The following is a 20,688-nucleotide window of genomic DNA, read 5'->3' as shown; positions in this document are numbered from 1 at the left end:
CCGCGCGCGACGCGGCGGTCACCCTAGGCTGGCCGTATGACGGAGGAGCAGCATGACTGAGGACCAGCGCAGCGAGGGTCTTGCCCGCCGCAGCGTCGAGGCGGTGGGCGACGACCGCGTCGAGACCGCCACCGGACGCGGCCGCGACGCGTGGTTCGGCCTGCTCGACGAGGCGAGCGCCACGCACTGGTCGCACAAGGACATCGCGGCCTGGCTCACCGGTGAGCACGGCGTCGACGGATGGTGGGCGCAGTCGATCACGGTCGCGTACGAGCAGGAGCGCGGGATGCGGCAGCCGGGCCAGCGCTCCGACGGCTCGTTCGAGGTGAGCCCGTCCAAGACGCTCGCGTGCTCGCTCGAGACGGCGTTCGCGCTGGTGTCCGAGGCGGACTGCCGCGACCGGTGGCTCGACGGGGCACTGCGCACCGTCGGCGCGGGCGACAGCTCCGAGGTCCTCGGCGCGACACCGACGTCGTCGGTGCGGCTCGCCTGGCCGGCCGGAGCGCTCGGCGCGCCGGAGGACAAGCCCGGCCGCGTCGTCGTCGGGCTCTACCAGCCGACCGACGTCGTCGGGAACCCGCGCGGCAAGGTGCGGGTCGCCGTCCAGCACGGCGGCCTCGCGACGCCCGAGCTCGCCGAGAAGCTGAAGACGTTCTGGAAGGCGCGCCTCGACGACCTCGCCCGTCTCGCCGACGAGGAGGCCGCCGAGGAGCCCGCGAGCGGGCGCTGACCGACCTCAGCCCCGGCCGCACACGCGGCAGGTGCCGCGGCGGCGCAACCAGTAGGCGTACGTCGCCGCACCCAGCGCCACGGACCACACCGGCCACAGGATCGCGGGTCCGGTGGCGCCCCACTCGTCGGCGGTCAGCATCCCGCGCTGCAGCCCCATCGCGATGACGGAGATCCCGGCCGGCAGGACGGCGACCGCGACGATGCTCGCCGGCACCACGGCCAGCCCGACCGGCACCCGCCTGCCCGCGAGGCCGACCATCCACCGCGGGAACACCTCGCCCCAGCGCTGGAACAGGCCCAGAGTCAGCACCGCGCCGACGAGGGAGAAGGTCCCGAGCCCGATCGGGCCGATGAGCTCGATCCCGGTGAATCCCTCCTCGTCCACCCGTGCCATGCCCAGGGGGATCCCGAGTGCCCATGCCAGGCGCGTCACGCCGTAGAACGCGGGGATCGCGGCCGCCACGAGCGCGGCGACACGACCCCAGCGCGCCGCCGCGGCCGGCCTCGTCCACGCGGGGTCGTGCCCGTCGTGACGGCGACCGCAGGTCTCGCACGCGCCGGACGTGCGCCGCGCGAACCGGGCGACGGCGACGGCGAGCAGCACCGCACCCACGAGCACGACGACCTGCACGGCGAAGCCCGGCTCGACGTACACCCCGAACGCGTCACGCACCTCGGCGCTGAACGGCGCCATGACGAGCAGTGCCGGCAGGTACCCGAGCCCGGCGAGCACGGTCGCGTCCACGAGCACCAGCACGCCGGCTGCCACCACGGCGCCGAGGAGCGCGAACAGCGCGAGCGCGAAACTCATCGTGCCGGGCGGCACGTCGGCGAGGAACCCGTGGTTGATCGCCTCGGGCCGCATGACGGCGGCACCGACCGACGCGCGGTACGCGAGCGCGTCGACGACGGCGAACGCCGCACCGGCGGCCCACCAGGCGAGGGTCACGTTCTCGATCGCTCGCGAGCGCCGCTCGGCGACGCCCGTCCGCGGGCCGGTTCTCGAGGGAAGGTTCTTCTCGGTAGTCATGCCTCGAGCCTCGCGACGCGTGAGCGCTCGCGGATCACCCCGCACGACGGCCTGCGTCCGGTCGCGCACGCCGAGCTTGGCGAGCACGTTGCCGACGTGCGTGCGCACCGTCTCGACGCCGAGGTAGAGCGTGCCGGCCGCGAGCACGACGACGGCGGGGCGCTCGAGCGCGCGGTCGGCGAACATCTGGCCGAAGCCCACCACGAGCACCGCGTACGCGCCCGCGACGACGCCGCCGAGCACGAGGTAGATGCCCACCAGCAGCGTGGACGTGCTCCTCAGCGGGGCCGCGGCCCGGCGGAGCCAGGCCACTACGCGGCGAGCTCCTGGCCGCTCATCCGGTGGATCGACGCCATGACCTGGTCGGTGAACTCGCGCCGCACCTGCGCGGGGCGGGCACCGGCCGTGATCTGACGCGACGGGTCGATGGGCGCGCCGAACTGGACGTGGATGCCGCGCACGGGGCGAGGGAGCCGCTTGCCGACCGGCTGGACCTTGTCGGTGCCGACGAGCGCGACCGGCACGACGGGCGCGTGGCTGGCGAGCGCGAGCCAGGCGACGCCCGTGTGGCCGGGGTGGAGCTTGCCGTCGCGCGAGCGCGTGCCCTCCGGGTAGATGCCGAACGCGCCCCCGCGCCGGAGCACCTGCAGGGCGTCCTCGAGCGAACGCTGGCCGGCGCGCGGGTCGTCGCGGTCGACGGGGATGTTCCCCATCGTGGTGAAGAACCAGCGCGAGATGCGGCCCTTGAGGCCGCGCCCGGTCCAGTACTCGGCCTTGGCGATGAACGTGACGTGCCGCGGGACGACGAGCGGGATGATGATCGAGTCGATGAACGACAGGTGGTTGCTCGCCAGGATCACCGGTCCCCGCCGCGGGATGTTGTGCAGCCCGGTGACCTTCGGCCGCAGCACGACGAACGCCACGAGCGAGAGGATGAGGCGCAGGAACCGGTACGTCACGGCAGACATTGTGCCCCGGTGCCCGCGCGAACGGCACCCGTGCGTGACCTAGGCCACGGTGACGAGGTAGTCGTCGGCGTCGTCGTCCCACGCGAGGCCGACCGCGCCCGAGGCGGCCGCGGCCTTGCAGAACTGGAGGAAGCCGCGGTAGCCGAGCGCCTTCTCGGAGAAGTCGGGCCGCCGCTTGCGCAGCATGTTCTTCAGGCCGGAGAGCTGGGCGCTGCCGCCCGACTCCTCGACCACCGAGCGCAGCAGGCCGAACGCGTGCTCGGTGTCGGGCTGCTCGGGCAGCGCGACCACGGGGTCGCCCGTCGCGGGGCCGGGCGCGAGCTCGACGAAGCCGCGGTCGGCGAGGAACCGCAGAAACTCGCCGAACGTGCGGAAGCCGTAGTCGGACTCGCTGAACGTCGGGTCCTTGCGCACGAGCGTGCGCTTGAGCATCGAGGCGGTCACCGCGCCGCTCGTCGAGGCCTGGAGGTCGGCGAGCGTCTGCGCGACCCGGACCTCCATCGTGGGCTCCTCGCCCGACGGCGCCTCGTCGGCGTCCTCGTCGACCGGCACCTCGAGCTCGGCGTCGTCGGCGACCTCGGCCTCCACCGGCTCGGGCACCGGCATCGCGGTCTTCCTGCGCCGCCCCCTGCCCGACGCCGGTGCCACGGTCGCGGCCTCCGGCTCGGTCGTGGTCGCCGCGGGGGCTTCCTCGGACGCGGCCCCGGCCGCCGCCTCGGCGGGTGCGGCGGCCTGTCCCGCGGCGGGCGCCTCCGCGGGCGCCGCGGGCGCGGCCTTCACCCGCGACCGGCCGCGGGAGGTGCCCGACTTCTGGCGCGCGCGGGGCACGTCGGCCTCGTCGGGGACGTCGACGCCCTCGAGGCGGTCGTAGAAGAGGAACTCGTCGCACGCGGCGGGCAGCAGGCGCGACGTCGAGTTCTCGACGCCCACGCCGATGACGCGCTTGTTGAGCTCGCGCAGCTTGTGGACGAGCGGGGAGAAGTCGGAGTCACCTGTACACATGACGAACGTCGAGATGTACTCGCGCTCGAACGCCATCTCGATCGCGTCGACGACCATCTTGATGTCGGCGGCGTTCTTGCGCGACGCCCCCATGCGCTGCGGCATCTCGATGAGCTCGACCTGGTGGCGCGTCAGCGCGCGCCGGTCCTCGTCGAAGTACGACCAGTCGGCGTACGCTCGCCGCACCACGACGCGACCGCGCACCGCGAGCGCGTCGGCGATCGGGCCGAAGTCGAACTGCATGCCGCCCAGGTGCTCGCGTGCGCCGAGCGCCAGGTTCTCGTAGTCGAGGAAGACGGCGAGACGTTCTTCGGTGTCCATGCCTGCCACCCTACGGGTGACCATCTCTCGAGGAGGACCGATGACGACCACGAGGACCATGCGCGCGATCGCCTTCGACCGTCACGGCGGGCCCGACGTGCTACGGCCCACCGCCGTCCCGGTGCCCGAGCCGGCGGCCGGCCAGGTCCGCGTCCGGGTCGAGGCCGCGGGCGTCAACGTCTGGGACACCAAGCTGCGCGCGGCGCCCGTGGTGCGCGTCGACCTCCCCCACGTGCCAGGGCTCGAGGTGGCGGGCGTGGTCGACGCCGTGGGTGCGGACCTCGAGGACACCGCCGGTGCCGCGGGGGGCGACGGGCCCGTCCGGCCCGGCGACCGGGTCGTCGGCTTCGCCGACACGGGCGGCTACGCCGAGCTCGCCCTCACGTCCGTGTTCGCGCGCGTACCCGACGGCGTCCCGGCGACCCAGGCGGCCGGCGTCCCGGTCGCGTCCGAGACGGCGCTGCGCGTCCTGCGCCTGCTCGACGTGCGGGCCGGCGAGACGCTCCTCGTCCACGGCGCGACGGGGTCAGTCGGCGCGTTCGCGGTCCAGCTCGCCGTGCGTCGCGGTGCGCGCGTCGTCGGCACGGCGTCGCCCGCGGGCCAGGCGCGGGTGGCCGCGATGGGCGCGATCCCCACGACGTACGGCCCGGGGCTCGTCGACCGGGTGCGCGAGCTCGCCCCGGGCGGCGTCGACGCGGTGCTCGACGCCGCCGGCCGCGGCGCGCTGCCCGACTCGATCGCGCTGCGCGGCGGGACCGATCGCATCGTCACGATCGCCGACCCCGCGGCGGACGAGCTCGGCGTCCGGTCCACTTACGCCGCGCGCCGCGACGCCCGCGAGCTCGCCGAGGTGCTCGACGCGCTCGGCCGCCGCGAGCTCACCGTCACGGTCGGGTGGGTGCTCCCGCTCGAGGAGGCGGCGCGCGCGCACGAGCTGCTCGAGGCGGGCCGTGCGGGCGGCAAGATCGTCCTCGTCCCCTGACGTGGACACGCGTCTCACCTGGTGAGCCGGATCGCGTCCGTGCGACGGACGTGCCTACGATCGAGCACAACCCATCCAGAGCGGCCGAGAGTCCTGGCTCGACGACGCCGCAGCAACCCGTTCTCCGACGGAAGCCTCCCGAGGACGAAGGTGCTCACGCCAGGTTCGATGGAGTGACGCATGGTCGCAGAGGCATCCCCGCAGAACCCGGCACACCGGCACCGCCCGACGGTCTCGTTCGAGCTCATGCCGCCGCGCCGGCCCGACGCCGCCCCCAAGTTCTGGGAGACCGCGCGCCGGCTCGTCGCGACGCACCCGGACTTCGTGTCGGTGACGTACGGGGCGGGCGGCGGCGACCGCGCGACCGCGCGCCGCGTCGTCGCGACCCTGCTCGAGGGCACGCCCGTGCTGCCCATCGCCCACCTGACCTGCGTCGGCGCCTCGCGCGAGGACGTGTCCGAAGTCATCGACGACTTCCTCGAAGCGGGGGTGCGCTCCTTCCTCGCGCTGCGCGGGGACCCGCCCAAGGACCAGCCGGACTGGCGCCCGCCCGCCGAGGGCGTCCACTCGAGCATCGAGCTCGTGCACCTGCTGCGCGAGGTCGAGAACCGCCGGTGCGCGCAGGACCCGAGCGCCGCCCTGCGCGGGGCCGCCCGCCCGCTGACGATCGCCGTCGCAACCTTCACCAACGGCAACCCCGCCGCCGGCACCACGCGCACCCAGGAGGTGCACCGCCTGCTCGAGAAGCAGGAGGCCGGCGCGAGCTTCGCCATCACCCAGCTGTTCTACGAGGCCGACTCGTACACCGACTTCGTCGCCGAGGCCCGCGCGGCCGGGGTGACGATCCCCATCCTCGCGGGGCTGCTGCCCACGACCGAGCCCCAGCGGCTCCGTCGCGTCGAGGAGCTCACCGGCGTCGTGCCGCCCCGGCACCTGCTCGAGGCGCTCGACGCCCTGCCGGACCCGGAGGCGCAGCACGCCTACGGGATCGCGTACTCCGCCGAGCTCGCCCAGCGCGTGCTCGACGCGGGCGCACCCGGCCTGCACGTGTACACGTTCAACAAGTACCGTCCCGCTCTGGACCTGCTCGAGGGAGTGAACCTCGGCGGCACGACGTCGTCGGACGACGGCGTCGACCTGGCCAGAAGGCCGTGGGTACCGGGCATCCCGTCGGACGCTCCCCTCTCCCGGACAGGCACGACGACCTGACCGCGTGGGGAGCACCATCGAAGGAGTGCTCTTGTCCACGCAGACCCACCCCACCACCACCCCGTTCGAGGGCGGCACGATCCTCGGCTACCCGCGGATCGGCCGCCGTCGTGAGCTCAAGCGCGCGCTCGAGGCCCACTGGGCCGGGCGCACGTCCGCCGACGAGCTGGAGGCCGCCGCGCGCGACCTGCGGCTGGCCACGCTGCGCCGCCTCGTCGAGCTGGGCCTCGACCCGGCCGACGGCTCTGTGCCCGGCTCGTTCTCGTACTACGACCAGGTGCTCGACGCCGCGGTCACGCTCGGCGCGCTGCCCGCGCGCTTCGGCGCGCTCGCGTCCGGCGTCGCGCCGCTGCACGACGGCGGCACGGGCGTCCCGCTGTCGACGTACTTCGCGCTCGCGCGCGGCAGCGCCGAGCAGCCGCCGCTCGAGATGACCAAGTGGTTCGACACGAACTACCACTACCTCGTGCCCGAGATCGGGCCGGGCACCCGGTTCCGGCTCACGGACGACCGCGTCGTGCGCGAGCACGTCGAGGCGCGCGGCGAGGGCGTCGTCACGCGGCCCGTCGTCGTCGGCCCGGTGACATTCCTGCTGCTGTCCAAGCCCGCCGACGACGCGCCCGAGGGCTTCCGTCCGCTGGACCGGCTCGACGACCTGCTCGTCGCCTACCGCGAGCTGCTGCATTCGCTGGCCGAGGCCAGGGCGCCGTGGGTCCAGCTCGACGAGCCGGGCCTCGTCTCGGACACGCTCATCGAGGCGGCCGGCGCGACGCGCGACGAGGTCGCCCACGCCGTCAACCACGCGTACACCGAGCTCGCGGTCGACCTCGGGCCGGGCGTCCAGCGCCCGCGCCTGCTCGTCGCCGCCCCGTACGGCGACCTCGACCGCCCCGGCGCGGCCGCTCACGGTCCGGCGCAGGGCCTGCTGGCGACGCTCGCCGAGACCGACGTCGAGGCGATCGCGATCGACCTGGTCCGCGGCTCGGTGCCGTCCGGCCCCGTCCCCGGGCTCGAGCACACGACGCTCGTGGCCGGCGTCGTCGACGGCCACGGCGTGTGGCGCGCCGACCTCGCCGCCCGGCTCGAGCTCCTCGAGGGCCTGCGCGCGCGGACCGGTGCGCGCGACGTCGTCGTCGGCACGTCGACGTCGCTGCTGCACGTGCCGCACGACGTCGAGGACGAGACGTGGGAGGGGCCCGACGCCGAGCGCGCCGGCCGCTTCCCGGAGCTCCGCACCTGGCTCGCGTTCGCCGACCAGAAGGTCCGCGAGGTGACCACGCTGGCACGCGGGCTCGTGCTCGGGCGCGACGCCGTGGCGCGCGAGCTCGCCGCTGCCTCCGAGGCGCTCGCCTCGCGCGCGGCCGCGCCGGGCGTCGTCGTGCCGTCCGTGCGGGAGCGCCTCGCGGGGCTCGACGAGGCCGCGTTCACGCGGGGCCGCCACGCCGAGCGCGTCGCCGCCCAGCGCGAGCGGCTCCAGCTCCCGCCGCTGCCGACGACGACGATCGGCTCGTTCCCGCAGACCCCGGAGATCCGCACCGCCCGGGCGGCGTGGACGAAGGGCGAGCTCGACGACGCCGCGTACGCCGCGGCGATGCGCGCCGAGGTCGAGCGCGTCGTGCGGCTCCAGGAGGAGCTGGGCCTCGACGTGCTCGTGCACGGCGAGCCGGAGCGCAACGACATGGTCCAGTACTTCGCCGAGCAGCTCGACGGCTTCGCGACGACGCAGCTCGGCTGGGTGCAGTCGTACGGCTCGCGCTGCGTCCGGCCGCCGATCCTGTGGGGCGACGTGTCGCGTTCGGCGCCGATGACGGTCGAGTGGGCCACGTACGCGCAGTCGCTCACGAGCAAGCCCGTCAAGGGCATGCTCACCGGGCCGGTGACGATCCTCGCGTGGTCGTTCGTGCGCGACGACCAGCCGGTGGCCGACACGGCCAACCAGGTCGCCCTCGCGCTGCGCGACGAGGTGACCGACCTCGAGGACGCGGGCATCGCCGTCGTGCAGGTCGACGAGCCGGCGCTGCGCGAGCTGCTCCCCCTGCGTCGCGAGGACCAGGGCGAGTACCTGCGCTGGTCGGTCGGGTCGTTCCGGCTCGCGACGGCCGGGGCGCGCCCCGCGACGCAGGTGCACACGCACCTGTGCTACTCCGAGTTCGGCGACGTCATCGGCGCGATCGACGGGCTCGACGCCGACGTGACCTCGCTCGAGGCGGCGCGCTCGCGCATGGAGATCGTGCCCGAGCTGCGGGCCGCCGGGTACGCGCGCGGCATCGGCCCGGGCGTGTACGACATCCACTCGCCGCGCGTGCCGTCGGTCGAGGAGGTCACCGAGCTGCTGCGGCTCGCGGTGGCCGAGATCGACCCGGGCCTCGTGTGGGTCAACCCCGACTGCGGGCTCAAGACCCGCCGGTACGAAGAGGTCACGCCGGCGCTGCGCAACCTCGTGGAGGCCGCCCGCACGGTCCGCGCGACGCTCCTGGCCCCGGCGAAGGATGCCGCGCCTGTTCGCTGAGAGCGATCAGGCTTGGCACTCTCGCCCTGAGAGTGCTAAATGCAGAGATGTAGCCACCCGGCGTCGGAAGGGTGCGACGCCGGGCGCGACGAGACCGCGCGGCGCGGTCTCGCATCGAGGAGGTGATGCGCGATGGCTACGCTCTGGGACCCGTTCCAGGAGATGGACCGACTCTTCGGCTCGCTCGCCCTCAACACGCGGAACGCCCCGGCGATGCCGATGGACCTGTTCCGCGAGGGTGACCACTACGTCCTTGCCGTCGACCTTCCCGGCGTCGACCCGGGCACGATCGACGTCGCGTGCGAGGACCGCACGCTGACGATCCGTGCCGAGCGGACGGGTCGCTCCGGCGAGGGTCAGTGGCTCGTCCGCGAGCGCCCGACGGGCACCTTCGCCCGCCAGCTCACCCTCGGACGCGGCCTTGCCCTGGACAAGATCTCGGCGTCGTATGCCGACGGCGTTCTCACGCTGACGATCCCCGTGTCCGAGGAGGCCAAGCCGCGCCGCATCGAGGTCGAGCACGGCGCGCAGCAGCCCACCGCGATCGAGGCGGCAAGCTGACACGGACGACGAGGCAGGGCTCCCGGCGACGGCCGGGGCCCTGCCTTGTTCGTGCCTGCCGTGCTCAGTGCTGCTTGCTGCCGAGCCTCTCGTAGCCGCCGATCATCGGCAGCCCGAACCCGAGCCCGACGGCGAGGATGCCGCCGACGAACAGGAAGGGCCCCAGGGGCTCCTCCGCCGCGGACCCGACCCCGATGAGGACGAGCCCGCCCGCGAAGAGCACGAAGGCGACGATGACGCGCCCGAACAGCGTGCCGGACGGCTCCTGCCGGTTCCGCCGGTTGACCTGGAAGTCGCTCATGGGGCCCACCGTACGCCGGAACCGAGCCCGCTCACCACGAGGGCTCAGCGCACCCGCACCGTGAGCTCCCGGCCGCGCGTCTCGCCCGCGGCGTTGGTCAGCACGGCGACGTACGTGTGCGTCCCCGGCGCCCGACCGGTGAGGAACGTCGTGGCCACCTGCGCCTCGCCGCCGGTGCCGGGCTCGAGCTCCTGCCGGTCGACCGCGACGCCGTCCTCGTAGAGGACGTACCCGGTCGCCTGGGTGCCCCACCACGACGACGTGACGGCCGTGCTCGGCCGCCGCCCGCGCCGCGTGCTCGTCGCGGGCACATCGGGCTCGGGCAAGACGACGCTCGCCGGCCGGATCGGCGCGCTCTGGGACCTGCCGCACACGGAGATCGACGCGCTGCACTGCGCCGTCGGCTCGGCCGCCTCGAGCTGTGGAACGGCAACGTCGAGCCACCCCTGGGCTCGATCTTCAGCGACCGCGACCACATCGTGCGGTGGGCGTGGCGCACGCGCCGCCTGAGCCCGTCCCGAGCAGGCCTTTCACGTCTTCCCCTGGTCAAATCCGTCGCCCGGGGTGACCGTGGTGTACACGACGTCCCGCACGAGGAGAAGGCCATGGACCACCGCAGCTCCACCCGCTCCGCACGCAGACCGCTCACGGCGGCGCTCGCCGCCGCCCTGACGACCGGACTCGCCGTCACGACGGCCGTCGCACCGGGCCTCGCACCCGGCGGCGGCGAAGCCGTCGCCGCGCCCCGCCACGAGGACAAGATCCCCATGGCGGTGGGCTACGGCGGCGCGATCAGCACCGTCGACCCCGAGGCGAGCCGGATCGGCCTCGAGGTCCTCCGCAAGGGCGGCAACGCCGTCGACGCCGCGGTCGCGGCGGCCGCCGCGCTCGGCGTCACCGAGCCGTACAGCGCGGGCATCGGCGGCGGCGGGTTCTTCCTGCACTACGACGCCGCGACGGGCGAGGTCACGACGATCGACGGCCGCGAGACGGCGCCCGCGGCGATGCCGACCGACGCGTTCATCGACCCGTCCACCGGGGCGCCGTACCGCTTCTCGCCCGAGCTCGTCACGAGCGGCGTCTCGGTCGGCACGCCGGGCACGCCCGCGACCTGGGAGGTCGCGCTCGAGCGCTGGGGCACGCTCTCGCTCGCGCAGGCGCTCAAGCCGGCGACCCAGCTCGCGCGCCGCGGGTTCGTCGTCGACCAGACGTTCCGCAGCCAGACGCTCGACAACGCCGCGCGCTTCTCCGCCTTCCCGGCCACCGCCGAGCTGTTCCTGCCGGGCGGCGACGCCCCGGCCGTCGGGACGCTCTTCCGCAACCGCGACCTCGCGGCGACGTACGACCTGCTCGCCAAGCACGGGACGGAGGCCTTCTACACGGGCGACATCGCGGAGGACGTCGTCGAGGCGGTCACCAACCCCGCCACGGACCCCGACACCGACCTGCCCGTGCCGCCCGGCTACCTCGCGCTCGAGGACCTGGCCGGCTACGAGGCGCTCGTCCAGGACCCGACGCACGTGCGCTACCGCGAGTTCGACGTCTACGGCATGGGTCCGCCGTCGAGCGGCGGGTCCACGGTCGGCGAGGCGCTCAACATCCTCGAGACGTTCGACCTGCCCGGCATGTCCGACGCCGACTACCTGCACCACTACCTCGAGGCGAGCGCGCTGTCCTTCGCGGACCGCGGCAAGTACCTGGGCGACGCGGCGTTCGTCGACGTCCCGCTCGAGACGCTGCTGTCGGACGACTTCGCGGCCGAGCGCGCCTGCCTCATCGACCCGACGACGGCGCTGCCCAAGCCCGTCGCGCCCGGCGACGTCGACGCGACGTCGAGCGCGTGCGGCGAGACCGCCTCGCCCGAGGAGATGGACACCGAGAACATCTCGACGACCAACCTCACCGTCGTCGACGGCGAGGGCAACGTCGTCGAGTACACGCTCACGATCGAGCAGACGGGCGGGTCGGGCATGGTCGTGCCCGGCCGGGGCTTCCTGCTCAACAACGAGCTCACGGACTTCTCGCTCCGGTGGTCGGCCTCCGACCCGAACCGCATCGAGCCGGGCAAGCGCCCGCGCTCCTCGATGGCCCCGACGCTCGTGCTGCGCGACGGCGAGCCCGTGCTCGCGCTCGGCTCGCCCGGCGGGTCGACGATCATCACGACCGTCCTGCAGACGCTGACGAACCGGCTCGACCGCGGCATGGACGTCGCCGAGGCGCTGTCGGCGCCCCGGGCGACGCAGCGCAACACCGCGTCGGTCGTCGCGGAGCCGGAGTTCATCGAGCTCTACGGCGACGCCCTGTTCGCGTACGGGCACGCGCTCGTGGCGTCGGGCGACCAGTTCACGAGCGCGGCCGAGATCGGTGCCGCGACCGCGATCGAGATCGGCCCCGACGGCCTGCTCACCGCGGTCTCCGAGCCGCGGCGGCGCGGCGGCGGCGCGGCGATGGTGCTCGAGCCGGTCTCGCCCTGAGCGAGCGGCATCCCGGCACCCCGCACGGACGACGACGGCGGTACGCACCCGAGGTGCGTACCGCCGTCGTGCCGTGGGTCACCGGTGGGCGTCCACCGGTGCGGCGATCAGGTCAGGCCGTGGGGCTCACGGCGCCTGGGCGACGCCCACACCCCGGAAGGTGAGGGAGTCGATGTTCGCCTCACCGCGGACGGTGACGTAGAGCGCGCCGGGCTCGGTCGGGGCCTTGCCCGCGATCTCGAGCTCCACGTCCTTCCAGCCGTCGCCCGGCTTGAGGATCGCCGTACCGAACGGCTTGGCCGACGGCGAACCGTACCGCAGCTCGAGGCGACCCGAGCCCTGCGCCCGGACGAGCACGTCGTCGATGCCGACGAAGCTCACCGGGTCCCAACGGAGCGTGGTCTCGGAGGTCACCGCGACGACCGCGCCCGCGCTCGCCTCGGCGTCCTGGACGACGGTGGCGCCGCCGAGGCTCGTGGCGAACTCCGCCTCCTGGAGGAACGGGTTGAGGCGCACGGTGGCCTCGCCCGTCGCCGGCGGCAGGCCGTTCGCGCCGGCGTCGGTGTAGGTCACGACGACCGCACCGTAGAGGTTGGCCCCGTCACCGTGCTGCGGCGAGTTCGGGTCGGTGCGGAACACGCCAGTGCAGCCGGTCCCCGAGACCTCGGGGTGCGCGTGCTCGTCGTGGCCGAGGCCGTACGTCCAGCGGACGCGCGAGCACACGGTCTGGTCGCCGTCCTCGGCGTCGTGCGTGGTCACCTGGAAGGGCACCTGGTCGCCCCACTGGAAGAACCCGCCGTTCGCCGGGAACTCGACCGTCACCTCGGGCGCGGTGTTGCCCACGCTGATGGTGCGCGTGGCGAGGCTGAACTTGCCGCCCGTGTCGGTCACGCGCAGGCGCGCCGTGTACACACCGAGCTCGGTGTAGGTGTGGGTGGCCTGGACGCCGGTCGCGTCGAACGTGCCGTCACCGTCGAAGTCCCACTGGTAGGTCAGGGCCTGACCCTCGGGGTCGCTCGACCGCGAGGCGTCGAACTGGACGGTGAGCGGGGCGGTCGACGACGAGTGCGGCGTCGCCGAGAGGCGGGCCTGCGGCGAGCGGTTGTCCTGCGCGTAGGCGATGCGGTGCAGACCCGCGTCGGGGTTGGCGCGGAAGAAGCCGTCGCCGTACTCGAGGACGTAGAGCGCGCCGTCGGGGCCGAACTCCAGGTCGATCGGGTTGTCGATCTGCGGCATGCCCGCCGGGACGATCGACGCGTTGGGCACGAAGTCCTCGATGGCCGTGACCTCGAGGGCGTCGTTCACCGTGAACGCCGCGATGTAGTCCTGCGAGAACTCGCCGAAGAACCACTTGCCGTCCCAGTACTCCGGCAGCTTGGCCGTCGACGGGTTCGTGGCGTCGTAGTGGTACGCCGGGCCGCCCATGGGGCCCTGGCCCGAGCCGGCACCGAAGGTGACCAGCTCGTCCCAGGGCTGCTGGCCCGGCTGGTCGCCGTAGTGGACGGTCGCGGCGCGCGACGGCGGCAGCTCACGCAGGCCCGTGTTCCAGCGCGAGTTGTTGACGAGGTTGTCGCAGTCGAACCACTCGCCCGGCGTGGCCGTCGCGAAGTTCCACTCGTTGTAGGCCGCGTTCGGGCCGTGGCAGAACGGCCAGCCCGCGTTGTGCGGGTCGTCGAGGCTCGTGATGTTCCACTCGACGTAGCCCATCGGGCCGCGGTTCGGGTTCGCCTGGGCGGCGTCGGGGCCGTAGTCGCCCCACGAGAGCGTGTTCGTCTCGGCGTCGACGTCGATCCGGAACGGGTTGCGCACGCCCATGACGAAGATCTCGGGACGGGTGTTCGGCGTCCCCGGCGGGAAGAGGTTGCCCTCGGGGATCGTGTAGCTGCCGTCCTCCTCGACGTGGATCCGCAGGATCTTGCCGCGCAGGTCGTTGGTGTTGCCCGAACTGCGACGCGCGTCGAAGCCGGGGTTCATGCCCGGGGCGTCGTTGTTCGGCGCGTAGCCGTTGGCGCCGGGCGTGCCGGCCGGCGTGTTGTCACCGGTCGACAGGTAGAGGTTGCCCTCGCCGTCGAAGTCGATGTCCGCGCCGACGTGGCAGCACTGGCCGCGCTGCACCTCGACGTCGAGGATCGCCTGCTCGCTCGACAGGTCGAGCGCCTCGCCCGTCCACTGGAAGCGCGAGAGGCGGTTGACGCCGAGCCAGCGGTCCCAGTAGCTCTCGTCCTGGCCCGCGGGCAGCGTGTTCGGCGCGTTGCCGGCCGGCGTGTCCGCGACCCCGTCGCCGTCGGCGTCGCGCGGCGAGTAGACGAGGTAGACCCAGCCGTTCTCCTCGAAGTCGGGGTCGATCGCGATGCCCTGGAGACCGTCCTCCGAGTTCGCGTAGACGTCGAGCCGGTTGACGACCTTGGTGATGCCCGTGGCCGGGTCCGTGAGGCGGACCTCGCCGTTGCGGGCGGTGTGGATGATCTTGTTGTCGGGGAGGATCGTCATGCCGATCGGCTCGCCGACGTCCCTGGTGATCGTGGTGCGCTCGTAGTTCGACCAGTCGAGCGCGGGCTCGTCGGCCGCGGCCTGGGCGGGGACGGCGACGGTCGCCAGCCCCGACCCGAGGACGGTCATCGCGGCGACGACGCCGGCGACCGCTCTGCCCGTGCGGGCATGCCTCTGGGTACGCTTCATCCTGTGGTGCTCCTGTCCGGTTGACCGCCTGTCAGGCTTCATCACGGACCGGGTCACCAACCGTCGCTGCAACGACGGCTCGCGGTGGCCCGGTCGTCGTTCGCGCGCCGTCGGCGCGCTCCACCCACCTCCTCGCTCGTCGTCGAGCCGGCCTCCCCGCTCGCGCGGCGGAGGACGCGGTGCCTACGGTGCAGTCGTTCGAGCGACGGGCCCGGTGGCAGCGGTGCCGACGTCGGCGCCGGTGCCGGGGGCCGTCGTTGCTGATCCTACGCAACTTCTGACGACTGTCAATCAAAAGTTGCAGCCGATTCGTCGCTTCAGCGCGCGAGCGACGCGACGTCCTCGACGAGAGCGTCGACGATGCGCACGTCACCCTCGAGCCAGTCGAGGTCGGGCGACTCCCCGACCGGCAGCCAGCGCAGCTCGTCGTGCTCGACGAGCGGGCGCGGCTCGCCCGCGACGACGCGCACGTACCAGAGACGCATGACGTGCCGGTCCGTGATGACCCAGGCCCCGTCGTCGGGGCCGACGAGCTCGGCCCCCAGTTCCACCTCGACGCCGAGCTCCTCGACGAGCTCGCGGTGCAGCGCCTCGACCGGCCCCTCCCCCGGGTCGACCTTGCCGCCGGGAAACTCCCAGCGCCCCGCCAGCGCGGCGGGCCGGCTGCGGCGCGCGGCCAGCAACCAGGCGGGGCGGTCGAGGTCGTCGACGATCGCGGCGGCGACCACGAGGCGACGGTCGGTCATGCAGCGAGTCTGCCATCCCGACGTGACGCGGCGGTGTCGCGCCCGTGACGGGAGGGTGCGGTCCGGCCCGATCCCGAACACAGCGAGGCCTCGCCTCCGGCAGCCCCCCTGCCGGTCGACGAGGCCTCGTCCTCGTTGGTCGTCAGCTCGTGCGGATCCCCGCGCGACGGGCCCAGGCCACCGCCTCGGCACGGCTCGACACGCCGAGCTTGCGGTAGACGCTGCGCACCTGCGACTTGACGGTGTTGCGCGTGACGAACAGCTTCGACGCGATCTGCTCGAGGGTGACGTCCTCGGACAGGTTCGACAGCACGACCTGCTCACGGCGGGTCAGGATCATGCCCGGGTGAACCGAGATCGGGCTGTTCAGCTCCATGGTGCTCATGCTCGTTCCTCCATCGCGGCCGCCGGTCGTGACGTGACCGGCCTGGGGACAGCCGCTACGCATGGGGAGGAGGAGGAGCCCGTTTCATGACGCGCGTCACGCCGAGTTGTGCGTCCGACGACGCAGAACGGGCCGGTGCGCGTCCGTCACAGTCACGCACCGGCCCGTGTTTGCGCTGGTCAGAGCGCTGCCACGGTGATCTTCGGTCCAGAATCTCCGAAGGTCACAGTTTGGTCACAACGTGCCGAGTCGGCACTCAGGCGGTGTGCTGGGCGTACTCCTCGGCCGTGAGGAGGTCGCCCGTGGCGGTCACCTCGACCTTGAAGAGCCACCCCGCGCCGAACGGGTCGGCGTTGACGATCGCCGGGTCGTCGACCGCGGCCTGGTTGACCTCGACGACGGTTCCGCTCACGGGCGAGTAGAGCTCCGAGACCGACTTGGTGGACTCGATCTCCCCCACCACCGACCCGGCCTCGATCGTGGACCCGACCTCGGGCAGCTCGAGGTAGACGACGTCACCCAGCGCGTCGGCCGCGACGGACGTCACGCCCACCGTGGCCGGGGTGCCGTCGTCGACCCACTCGTGCTCGACGGAGTAGCGCAGGGTGGTGGGGAAGTCGGCCATGGGGATCTGCTCCTTCACAAGTGTTCGCTGAGGGTCCGGGGACGATCGTCCTACGGACGCGAGTAGAACGGGAGGGGGACGACGACGAACGGCTCGGCGCGGCCCCGCACGTCGACGGCGAGCTCGGTGCCCTCCGCGGAGACCTCCGGGGTCACGTACGCCATCGCGATCGGGTACCCGAGCGTCGGCGACGGCGCGCCCGAGGTCACCGTCCCGACCTTGACGCCCGCGGAGTCGTCGTGGTGCCGGAACACGACGTCGTACCCGGCGCGCGCCGGCCGGCGGCCCTCCCCCTTGAGCCCGACGAGGACGCGCGAGGGCTGGCTCGCCTTGCGCGAGGCGAGCGCGGCGCGGCCGACGAACTCGACCGGGGTGCCGTCGTCGTGCACCTTGTCGAGCTTGACGACGCGGCCGAGCCCGGCCTCGTAGGGCGTGGTCGTGGTGTCGAGCTCGTGCCCGTACAGGGGCATGCCCGCCTCGAGGCGCAGCGAGTCGCGCGCCGCCAGGCCGGCCGGGACGAGGCCGTGCGGCTCCCCCGCCGCCAGGGCGGCCCGCCACAGCTCGGCGGCGCGCTCGGCCGGGACGAACAGCTCGAAGCCGTCCTCCCCCGTGTAGCCGGTGCGCGCGACGAGGGCCTCGACGCCGGCGACGGTCGCCGGGGCCGACGCGTAGTACCGCAGGGACCGGACCGTCTCGACGTCGTCGGGCGCGGTCATCGAGGCGACGATCTCCTCGGCGCGCGGGCCCTGGACCGCCACGAGCGCGGTGGCCTCCGAGCGGTCGTCGACGACGACGTCGAAGCCGGCCGCGCGCTCCGTGAGCTCCCGCGCGACGAGCGGCGCGTTGCCGGCGTTCGCCACGACGAGGAAGTGGTCCTCGGCGAGGCGGTAGACGATGAGGTCGTCGAGCACCGACCCGTCCTCGGCGCACAGCATCGAGTACCGGGCGCGCCCGACGGGGATCGCGGTCGCGTGCCCGACGATCGCGACGTCGAGCGCGGCCGCCGCCTGCGGGCCGACGAGGTGGATCTCACCCATGTGCGACAGGTCGAACAGGCCCGCGGCCTCGCGCACGGCGCGGTGCTCGGCGAGGTCCGAGGTGTAGCGCAGCGGCATGAGCCACCCCCCGAACCCGGTGAGCGTGGCACCGAGCGCGAGGTGCTCGTCGTGCAGCGGGGTCTTCCTGTCCTGCTGGTCCTCGGTCATCGAGGCTCCTTCGGCGTCGTTGCGGACGTGGGTCGGCTCAGCGGGCGTCGGCGTAGGCCGCCGGCGGCGGGCACGCGCACACGAGGTTGCGGTCGCCCTTGGCGCCGTCGATGCGGCGCACCGGCGGCCAGTACTTCTGGGCGCGCAGGCTCGCGACCGGGAACGCGGCGAGCTCGCGCGGGTACGGCCGCGTCCACTCGTCCGCCATGACCGACGCCGCGGTGTGCGGGGCGTTGCGCAGCGGCGAGTCCTCGAGCGGCCAGCGGCCCGACGCGACGGCGTCGATCTCGCCGCGGATGGCGATCATCGCGTCGACGAACCGGTCGAGCTCCGCGAGGTCCTCGCTCTCGGTCGGCTCGACCATGAGCGTGCCCGCGACGGGGAACGACATCGTCGGGGCGTGGAAGCCGTAGTCGATGAGGCGCTTGGCCACGTCCTCGGCCGTCACGCCCGTCTCGGCGGTGATCTGCCGCAGGTCGAGGATGCACTCGTGCGCCACGAGGCCGTTCGCGCCCGAGTAGAGCACCGGGAAGTGGCCGTCGAGGCGCGCGGCGACGTAGTTGGCCGCGAGCACCGCAGTCTTGGAGGCGTGCGTGAGCCCGTCGGGGCCCATGAGCGCGAGGTAGGCGTACGAGATCGGGAGGATGCCCGCCGACCCGTGCGGCGCCGCGGAGACGGGCGCGATCCCCTCCCCCGCGCCCGGCTCGCCCGCGCGCGCGCCCGGCGTCGGGTCGCCCGGCAGGAACGGGACGAGGTGCTCGGCCACCGCCACGGGCCCGACGCCGGGGCCTCCGCCGCCGTGCGGGATGCAGAACGTCTTGTGCAGGTTGAGGTGCGAGACGTCGCCGCCGAACTCCCCCGGGCGCGCGAGCCCGACGAGCGCGTTGAGGTTGGCGCCGTCGATGTACACCTGACCGCCCGCCTCGTGTACAAGGTCGCAGACCTCGCGCACGTGCTCCTCGTAGACGCCGTGCGTCGACGGGTAGGTGATCATGATCCCGGCCACGAGCTCGCCGTGCTGCTCGAGCTTGGCGCGCAGGTCGTCGAGCAGGATCTCGCCGTCCTCGGCGGTGGCCACGACCTCGACGCGCAGGCCCGCGAGGGCCGCCGACGCCGCGTTGGTGCCGTGCGCCGAGGCGGGGATGAGCACGATGTCACGCTCCGCCTCGCCGCGCGACGCGTGGTACGCCTTGATCGCGAGCAGGCCCGCGAACTCGCCCTGCGAGCCGGCGTTGGGCTGGACCGACACCGCGGCGTAGCCGGTGATCTCGGCGAGCCGGGCCTCGAGCCGCTCGACCAGCTCGGCGTAGCCCCGGGCCTGGTCGGCCGGCACGAACGGGTGGATGTCGGCGAACTCCGGCCAGCTGATCGGCTCCATCTCGGCCGTCGCGTTGAGCTTCATCGTGCACGAGCCGAGCGGGATCATCGTCCGGTCGAGCGCGAGGTCCTTGTCGCTCAGCGAGCGCAGGTAGCGCAGCATCGCCGTCTCCGAGCGGTGCGTGCTGAAGACGGGGTGCGTGAGGTAGTCCGTGGTGCGCAGCAGCGCCTCCGGGACACCGAGGTCCTCGGCCGCGTCGCCGGCGTGCGCGCCGAAGAGCGCGAGCACCGCGTCGACGTCCTCGGCCGTCGTCGTCTCGTCGCACGCGATCTGTACATGATCGGCGTCCGCGATGTACAGGTTGTACCCGGCCTCGACGGCGGCGGCGCCGATCTGGTGCGCGCGGCCCGGGACGACGGCCCGGACGGTGTCGAAGAAGACGTCGTGCTCGACCTCGACGCCCGCCGCGCGCAGCCCCGCCGCGACGGTGACGGCCCGGCCGTGCACGCGCTCGCCGATCGCCCGCAGGCCCTCGGGGCCGTGGTACACCGCGTACATCGACGCCACGATCGCGAGCAGGGCCTGGGCGGTGCAGATGTTCGACGTCGCCTTCTCGCGGCGGATGTGCTGCTCGCGCGTCGCGAGCGCGAGGCGATAGGCCACCGCGCCGTCGGCGTCGACCGACACGCCCACGAGGCGACCGGGCAGCTGGCGCTCGAGCCCCTTGCGGACCGCCATGTACGCGGCGTGCGGGCCGCCGTAGAACAGCGGGACCCCGAATCGCTGCGCCGAGCCGACCGCGACGTCGGCGCCGAGCTCGCCGGGGGAGACGAGCATCGTGAGCGCGAGCAGGTCGGTCGCCATGGTGACGAGCGCGCCGCGCTCCTTGGCCTCCGCGACGACGCCCCGCGCGTCGAGCACGCGGCCGGACGCGCCGGTCTGCTGGAGCACGACGCCGACGAGGTCGCCCTCGGGCAGCGTGCCGCCGTCGGACACGACCTCCTCGAGGCCCGCGGCCAGACCGTCGTCGAGCCGCGCGACCACGACCGGCAGGCCGATCGCCTCGGCGCGGCCCCGCGTGACGGCGAGGCTCTGCGGGAAGAGGTCGGCGTCGAGCACGACGTAGCCGCTCTTCGCGCGCGAGGCCCGCCACATGAGCGCGACGGCCTCGGCGACCGCGGTCGCCTCGTCGAGCAGCGACGCGCCCGCGATCTCCAGGCCCGTGAGGTCCTCGACGACCTGCTGGAAGTTGAGCAGCGCCTCGAGGCGGCCCTGCGAGATCTCGGGCTGGTACGGCGTGTACGCGGTGTACCAGGCCGGCGACTCGAGCACGTTGCGGCGGATGACCGGGGGAGTGACGGTCCCGTAGTAGCCGAGCCCGATCATCTGGCGCTTGACCTGGTTCTTCGCGGCGATCTCGCGCAGGTGGTCGAGCACCTCGGCCTCGCTGCGGGCCGGCGGCAGGTCGAGCGGGCGCTCGGTGCGGATCGCCTTGGGCACCGCCGCGTCGACCAGCTCGTCCAGGCTGTCGTAGCCCAGCTGGTCCAGCATCGCGCGGACCTCGTGCCCGCGCGGGCCGACGTGGCGGTCGGCGAAGACGTCGGGGTCGTGGGCGGAGGATCCCGCGGGGTGGTGGGTCAC

At 73.6% G+C, this 20,688-nt stretch carries 17 protein-coding genes and 1 riboswitch; of the genes, 6 read left to right on the top strand and 11 right to left on the bottom strand.

Translation table 11 applies throughout. The annotated features are described in order from the left end of the window. The first annotated feature begins 52 nt into the window (after positions 1-52). On the top strand, positions 53-730 hold the full coding sequence (locus ISOVA_RS16615; RefSeq protein ID WP_013837283.1) for a DUF4287 domain-containing protein: 678 nt from the start codon (positions 53-55) through the stop codon (positions 728-730). Positions 731-736: 6 nt separating this feature from the next. Here the strand turns inward: ISOVA_RS16615 and ISOVA_RS17065 are convergent, their stop codons facing one another. Genes ISOVA_RS17065 through ISOVA_RS00355 form a run of 3 tightly spaced genes read right to left on the bottom strand, consistent with a single transcriptional unit; the run spans position 737 to position 4,053 of the window. Continuing rightward, positions 737-2,074, bottom strand: a complete 1,338-nt coding sequence (locus tag ISOVA_RS17065) for a regulatory protein LuxR (RefSeq protein ID WP_013837282.1) — start codon at positions 2,072-2,074, stop codon at positions 737-739. After that, a complete protein-coding gene (locus ISOVA_RS00360; protein ID WP_013837281.1) occupies positions 2,074-2,730 on the bottom strand; it encodes a lysophospholipid acyltransferase family protein in 657 nt (218 codons plus the stop codon). The genes ISOVA_RS17065 and ISOVA_RS00360 overlap by 1 nt, the downstream gene beginning before the upstream one ends. Positions 2,731-2,769: 39 nt before the next feature. Further along, entirely contained in the window at positions 2,770-4,053 is a 1,284-nt protein-coding gene (locus ISOVA_RS00355; protein WP_013837280.1) for a PIN domain-containing protein, read from the bottom strand. A gap of 40 nt (positions 4,054-4,093) precedes the next feature. On the opposite strand from ISOVA_RS00355, the gene ISOVA_RS00350 reads away from it, so the two are divergent. The 4 genes from ISOVA_RS00350 to ISOVA_RS00335 all read left to right on the top strand — a co-directional run bounded on the left by ISOVA_RS00350 (position 4,094) and on the right by ISOVA_RS00335 (position 9,314). Beyond that, the gene (locus ISOVA_RS00350) at positions 4,094-5,035 is read left to right on the top strand and encodes an NADP-dependent oxidoreductase (protein ID WP_013837279.1); all 942 of its coding nucleotides are present in this window, start codon (positions 4,094-4,096) and stop codon (positions 5,033-5,035) included. 68 nt (positions 5,036-5,103) lie between these two features. Then, a riboswitch (SAM riboswitch) is annotated at positions 5,104-5,210 on the top strand. 5 nt (positions 5,211-5,215) lie between these two features. Further along, positions 5,216-6,244 (top strand): methylenetetrahydrofolate reductase, encoded by a 1,029-nt coding sequence (locus tag ISOVA_RS00345; RefSeq protein ID WP_013837278.1) that lies wholly within the window; start codon positions 5,216-5,218, stop codon positions 6,242-6,244. A gap of 31 nt (positions 6,245-6,275) precedes the next feature. Further along, the gene (gene metE, locus ISOVA_RS00340; protein WP_013837277.1) at positions 6,276-8,753 is read left to right on the top strand and encodes a 5-methyltetrahydropteroyltriglutamate--homocysteine S-methyltransferase; all 2,478 of its coding nucleotides are present in this window, start codon (positions 6,276-6,278) and stop codon (positions 8,751-8,753) included. Between the two features lie 132 nt (positions 8,754-8,885). After that, positions 8,886-9,314: an Hsp20/alpha crystallin family protein gene (locus ISOVA_RS00335; protein WP_013837276.1), complete on the top strand. Its 429-nt coding sequence runs from the start codon at positions 8,886-8,888 to the stop codon at positions 9,312-9,314. Between the two features lie 64 nt (positions 9,315-9,378). Here the strand turns inward: ISOVA_RS00335 and ISOVA_RS00330 are convergent, their stop codons facing one another. Next, entirely contained in the window at positions 9,379-9,615 is a 237-nt protein-coding gene (locus ISOVA_RS00330; protein WP_013837275.1) for a hypothetical protein, read from the bottom strand. Positions 9,616-9,659: 44 nt separating this feature from the next. Next, positions 9,660-9,941, bottom strand: coding sequence for a hypothetical protein (locus ISOVA_RS00325; protein WP_186004558.1), 282 nt, complete (start codon positions 9,939-9,941; stop codon positions 9,660-9,662). Positions 9,942-10,220: 279 nt separating this feature from the next. Here ISOVA_RS00325 and ggt point away from each other — a divergent pair, with 279 nt between their 5' ends. Next, a complete protein-coding gene (ggt, locus tag ISOVA_RS00320; RefSeq protein WP_013837274.1) occupies positions 10,221-12,089 on the top strand; it encodes a gamma-glutamyltransferase in 1,869 nt (622 codons plus the stop codon). Positions 12,090-12,215: 126 nt separating this feature from the next. Here ggt and ISOVA_RS00315 read toward each other — a convergent pair whose 3' ends face one another. From ISOVA_RS00315 to gcvP, 6 genes are all read right to left on the bottom strand, one after another. Beyond that, positions 12,216-14,768, bottom strand: a complete 2,553-nt coding sequence (locus tag ISOVA_RS00315; RefSeq protein WP_013837273.1) for a PQQ-dependent sugar dehydrogenase — start codon at positions 14,766-14,768, stop codon at positions 12,216-12,218. Between the two features lie 317 nt (positions 14,769-15,085). Then, entirely contained in the window at positions 15,086-15,514 is a 429-nt protein-coding gene (locus ISOVA_RS00310; protein ID WP_013837272.1) for a (deoxy)nucleoside triphosphate pyrophosphohydrolase, read from the bottom strand. A 142-nt stretch (positions 15,515-15,656) separates the two neighbouring features. Continuing rightward, complete coding sequence (locus ISOVA_RS00305; RefSeq protein WP_013837271.1) at positions 15,657-15,899, bottom strand: helix-turn-helix domain-containing protein; 243 nt, start codon at positions 15,897-15,899, stop codon at positions 15,657-15,659. Between the two features lie 256 nt (positions 15,900-16,155). After that, the gene (gene gcvH, locus ISOVA_RS00300; protein ID WP_013837270.1) at positions 16,156-16,524 is read right to left on the bottom strand and encodes a glycine cleavage system protein GcvH; all 369 of its coding nucleotides are present in this window, start codon (positions 16,522-16,524) and stop codon (positions 16,156-16,158) included. A 50-nt stretch (positions 16,525-16,574) separates the two neighbouring features. Continuing rightward, positions 16,575-17,729 carry a glycine cleavage system aminomethyltransferase GcvT gene (gene gcvT, locus ISOVA_RS00295; protein WP_013837269.1) on the bottom strand — a complete coding sequence of 385 codons (1,155 nt, stop codon included), beginning with the start codon at positions 17,727-17,729 and terminating at the stop codon, positions 16,575-16,577. A 37-nt stretch (positions 17,730-17,766) separates the two neighbouring features. After that, complete coding sequence (gene gcvP, locus ISOVA_RS00290; RefSeq protein WP_013837268.1) at positions 17,767-20,688, bottom strand: aminomethyl-transferring glycine dehydrogenase; 2,922 nt, start codon at positions 20,686-20,688, stop codon at positions 17,767-17,769.

Source organism: Isoptericola variabilis 225, assembly GCF_000215105.1.
Classification (GTDB): domain Bacteria; phylum Actinomycetota; class Actinomycetes; order Actinomycetales; family Cellulomonadaceae; genus Isoptericola; species Isoptericola variabilis_A.
This window is presented reverse-complemented; position numbering and strand designations above follow the sequence as displayed.